The organism is Pseudomonas sp. MD195_PC81_125 (assembly GCF_014060985.1).
Classification (GTDB): Bacteria; Pseudomonadota; Gammaproteobacteria; order Pseudomonadales; family Pseudomonadaceae; genus Aquipseudomonas; species Aquipseudomonas parakoreensis.
The window spans coordinates 1-4,099 of record NZ_JABULD010000569.1; the positions used below are offsets into that span (position 1 = coordinate 1).

The window sequence follows — 4,099 nt, forward strand, 5'->3', positions numbered from 1 at the left end:
CGGCAGCTCCTACATTGATCCCTGTAGGAGCTGCGAAGGCTGCGATCTTTTGCGTTTAAAGGGTGAAGTTGCCTTCCGCCGCCAGCTCGCTCAGCGGGCGACGCGGGCTCGGCTCTTCGCGGGCCTGCAGGTACTCGGCCAGGGTCGCCTTGTCACCCAGCTTGCCGACAGCGACCGCCGCGTGCAGCGCATAACCTTGCGGAATATTCAGCTCCTTGCGGGTCAGCTCCTGATCGAAACCGGCCATGCCGTGGGTTTGCCAGCCGCTGATGCTCGCCTGCAGCGCCAGGTGGCCCCAGGCCGAACCGGTATCGAAGGTGTGCCACAGCGCCGGGGTCTCTTCGCTGGCACCGGGTGCGGTGAAGGTGGTTTTCGAAATCACGATCACCAGCGCCGACGCGTGTTGCGCCCAGCTGCGGTTGAATTCATTCAGCAGCCCCAGGAAGCGCTCCCAGTTCGGCGTATCACGACGCGCATACAGAAAACGCCACGGCTGCGAGTTGTACGCCGAAGGCGCCCAGCGTGCGGCTTCGAAAAAACTCAGCAGGGTTTCTTCCGGGATCGCTTCGCCGGTGAAGGCACGAGGCGACCAGCGATCGGTGAACTGCGGGTGAATGGCGTAATCGGCAACGCGAGGGTTGGCACTCATCAAAAGATTCCTTGCTGTGTTTGCGTCATGAATTCGTGGCAAAACCCTACTGGGCGGCGATTCGGCTGACAAGCGCGATTTACCGACAGTCGCCAGCGCTTGGCCCGCAAGGCCTTGGGCACTAGACTGGCGGCCTTTTCACCACCTGATGTTGATGCTTGAGCCATGGCCGCCAAAGTCGAACCGTTCTGGAAACGCAAAACCCTCGATCAACTGGATCACGAGGAATGGGAATCGCTGTGCGACGGCTGCGGTCTGTGCTGCCTGCAGAAACTCGAAGATGAAGAAGACAACAGCGTCTATTACACGCGCATCGCCTGCAAACTGCTGGACCTGAAAACCTGCCAGTGCAGCGACTACCCGAACCGCATCAAGTTTGTCCCGGACTGCATTCAGCTCACTCCGGGCCAGGCCGAAGCTTTCAAATGGCTGCCGCCGACCTGCGGTTATCGGCTGGTCAGCGAAGGCAAGGATCTGCCGCTGTGGCACCACCTGGTGTGTGGCGATCGTGACGCTGTGCACCACGAACGGATTTCCCAGTCCGGACGCATGCTCGCCGAAGGCAGCGTGCCGGAGGATGACTGGGAAGATCACCTGATTTTCCGCGCCGGTTAGCGCCAAGGGTTTCCAGGATTGAACAAGGAGTGTGTATGGCTGGGGGATTGCTGCGGACATTGCTGATCGCCCCGCTGGCGCTAAGCGCACCGGTGTGGGCGGCAAAGAAAGTCGATCTGGATTACCACGTGCGCCTGCTGCCGCAAAGCGATCAGGCCGAAGTGCGCCTGACCGTGGCCAAGGGCGAAGCGGTACGCAGCCTCGATTTTGACCTCGGCGATGGCAGCCACTACAGCGACTTCAAGGCTGATGGTCAGTGGCAATTGTCTCCGGGCAAGCATGCTCGGGGCCTCTGGCGTCCGAGCGGCGACAAGCCCAGCCTGACTTACCGCGTCAGCATCAGCCACGGCCGCAAGAGCGGCAGCTTCGACACGCGCATGACCCCGACCTGGGCGCTACTGCGCGGTGATGATCTGGTGCCGCCGGCCCGGCTCGATCAGCAGGATGGCATCGAGCTGGTGTCACGTCTGCAATTCGAACTGCCCAATGGCTGGCAAAGCGTTGAAACCGCCTGGCCGCGCATCGGCAAAAACACATTTCGCATCGACAACCCATCACGCCTGTTCGACCGTCCGACCGGCTGGATGCTCGCCGGTCACCTCGGCAGCCGCCGCACGCGCCTGGGCGAAACCGAAGTCAGCGTGGCTTCGCCGCAAGGGCAGGGCATGCGCCGCATGGATGTGCTGACCTTGCTGACGTTTGTCTGGCCGCAGGTGCAAGCGGTCTATCCCCGGCATCCGAAAAAACTGCTGATCGTCGGCGCCAACGACCCGATGTGGCGCGGCAGTCTCGGCGCGCATGAATCGATCTATCTGAATACGCGCTTGCCGCTGGTCAGCGAGAGCGGCAGCAGTGCGCTGGTGCGTGAGCTGGCGCAGGTGTTCGGGCGCATCAACAATGAACATCGCAGCGACTGGATCAGTGAAGGCTTTGCCGAGTATTACGCGATCGAACTGGTGCGCCGTGCCGGTGGCATAAGCGATGAGCGTTATCAGGCGCTGCAGGCGAAATTGACCAGAGCCAGTCAGAAGGTGACGACGTTACGCGGCGAACAGATCAGCCCGGCGCAGCTTGCAAAGGCGGTGATGGTGTTGCAGGAACTGGATCGCGAAATTCGTCTGAAGACGCGCAACAAGCGCTCGCTGGATGATGTGTTGCGCGGGGCGATGCATCTGGGGACGGTGAGTACTAAAGAATTTGTGCAACTGGCTGAGAGCGTGCTCGGCGAGACCTCTAAAGTCCTTGATACCGCATTGTTGCAGTAAAGATCAAAAAGATCGCAGCCTGCGGCAGCTCCTGCAGTGGATGCATGCCAATGTAGGAACTGCCGAAGGCTGCGATCTTTCAAGATATCAGCGTAATTTCAGGCTGATCGATTGCAGCTTCTTGCCATCACGATCATGGTAATTGACCAGAATTTGATCAGTCTCGACGACTACATGGGCGAAGTTGTCTTCGCTGATGACCGGGCTGGTCAACTCATGCTGATAATCACCCGTCGACGTGCGCGCCAGCGGTTGATCGAGGATAAACGTCGACGCCGTGGCATAGGGCAGCAGCTTGCTGTTGCACAGCGGCGAGGAAACGATGGTATGGACTTCGAAGTCCGGGTCTTCGCTGTGGGTCAGACGGGAGGTCAGCGAGCCATGCACATCGCCCGAGACAAACACGACATTTTTGATGCGTCGGGTTCGGATGGTTTCCAGCAGGCGCAGGCGCTGCTCCGGGAAAGCTTTCCAGGCGTCGTCGCCCAGCAGTTGGCGATCCGGGTAGAACATTACGCTGGTCACGACGAATTTCACCCGCGCCGGACTATTGATCAGCCATGCGATCAGCGCCTGTTCCTGCGCCTCATCGAGGATGCGGCGATCATCGGCTGACAGGTTGCGGCGGGTGCGGCTGTCGGTCACAAACCATTCGATATCAGCGTCACTGAATTGATACCAGTAGTGCTCGAGTTTTGCCCGATTCACCCTTTCGTTAGTTGTAAGTTCATGCGCCGGGCTGTGACTGACTTGATAGATTTCATAGGCGGCCATTGCATTGCGATATAACACTTGATCTGATTGTTCGGCATTCGCCGGCCAATTGTCTTCGATTTCGTGATCGTCCAGGATCATATAAGTCGAAGTGCCGGACATCAAACGCTGGATATTCGGCTGAGAGAAGGCCGCACGGTACTTGCTGAGGATGTCCTTATATTCACGATCAGGCGCGAACAGATTAAGGTCGTCGAGATAAACCTGATCACCCGTCATCAGGGTGGCACTGATCGGCGGCTGCGCACCTTCGATCAATTGGTTGATGGAGGCAAAGATCCGGTCACCCAGATGGGGCAGCACCGGCACCCCCGCCGTCATGCGCAAATAGCGGCAAGAACCGACGATATAGGCCTTTGGCTGCAGGGCATTGCTGGAACGGGTGCGCAATCGGTAGATTTCCCGCGGCCACTGCAGCGGCAGTTCGGCGACACTGTCCACGGTATGGACCGGATTCATCGGGCTGAACCAGCCGGTCTGGTATTCATATTCGGTGTCACTGCTCAAGTTGTTGAGGGTGAACACTTCGGTCATGTCGCGCAGCGCATCGGGTTCGGCGAAAGTACTAGCTGACCACTGTTGTGTTCCAGACTTCCGATAGCGAATGGCGGCAAATACCGGTGCATTGCCTTGCTTGTCGGCGCGCATGAATATGCGCGCGTGATGAGTTGTCGTGTGGCCGATAATCGGGCCAATAGTTGGCTTGAACATATTCGAGTCCGTTCGAGTAAGTTTCATTTTTTTTATAAAATAACGCAGGGGAAAATCGTTTATTTTAAATCCCGAGGGGCAGAGA

The 4,099-nt window shown here is 58.5% G+C and carries 4 protein-coding genes; 2 read left to right on the forward strand and 2 right to left on the reverse strand.

Features of this window, described 5'->3' with window-relative positions; translation table 11 throughout:
- Positions 1-55: 55 nt before the first annotated feature.
- Entirely contained in the window at positions 56-649 is a 594-nt protein-coding gene (locus HT737_RS22765) for a nitroreductase family protein (RefSeq protein WP_182404052.1), read from the reverse strand.
- A gap of 165 nt (positions 650-814) precedes the next feature.
- On the opposite strand from HT737_RS22765, the gene HT737_RS22770 reads away from it, so the two are divergent.
- Entirely contained in the window at positions 815-1,264 is a 450-nt protein-coding gene (locus tag HT737_RS22770) for a YcgN family cysteine cluster protein (protein ID WP_047292311.1), read from the forward strand.
- Between the two features lie 35 nt (positions 1,265-1,299).
- A complete protein-coding gene (locus HT737_RS22775; RefSeq protein WP_182404053.1) occupies positions 1,300-2,529 on the forward strand; it encodes a hypothetical protein in 1,230 nt (409 codons plus the stop codon).
- Between the two features lie 87 nt (positions 2,530-2,616).
- On the opposite strand, the gene HT737_RS22780 is transcribed toward HT737_RS22775, so the two are convergent.
- Entirely contained in the window at positions 2,617-4,014 is a 1,398-nt protein-coding gene (locus HT737_RS22780) for an alkaline phosphatase D family protein (protein ID WP_182404054.1), read from the reverse strand.
- Positions 4,015-4,099: the final 85 nt, after the last annotated feature.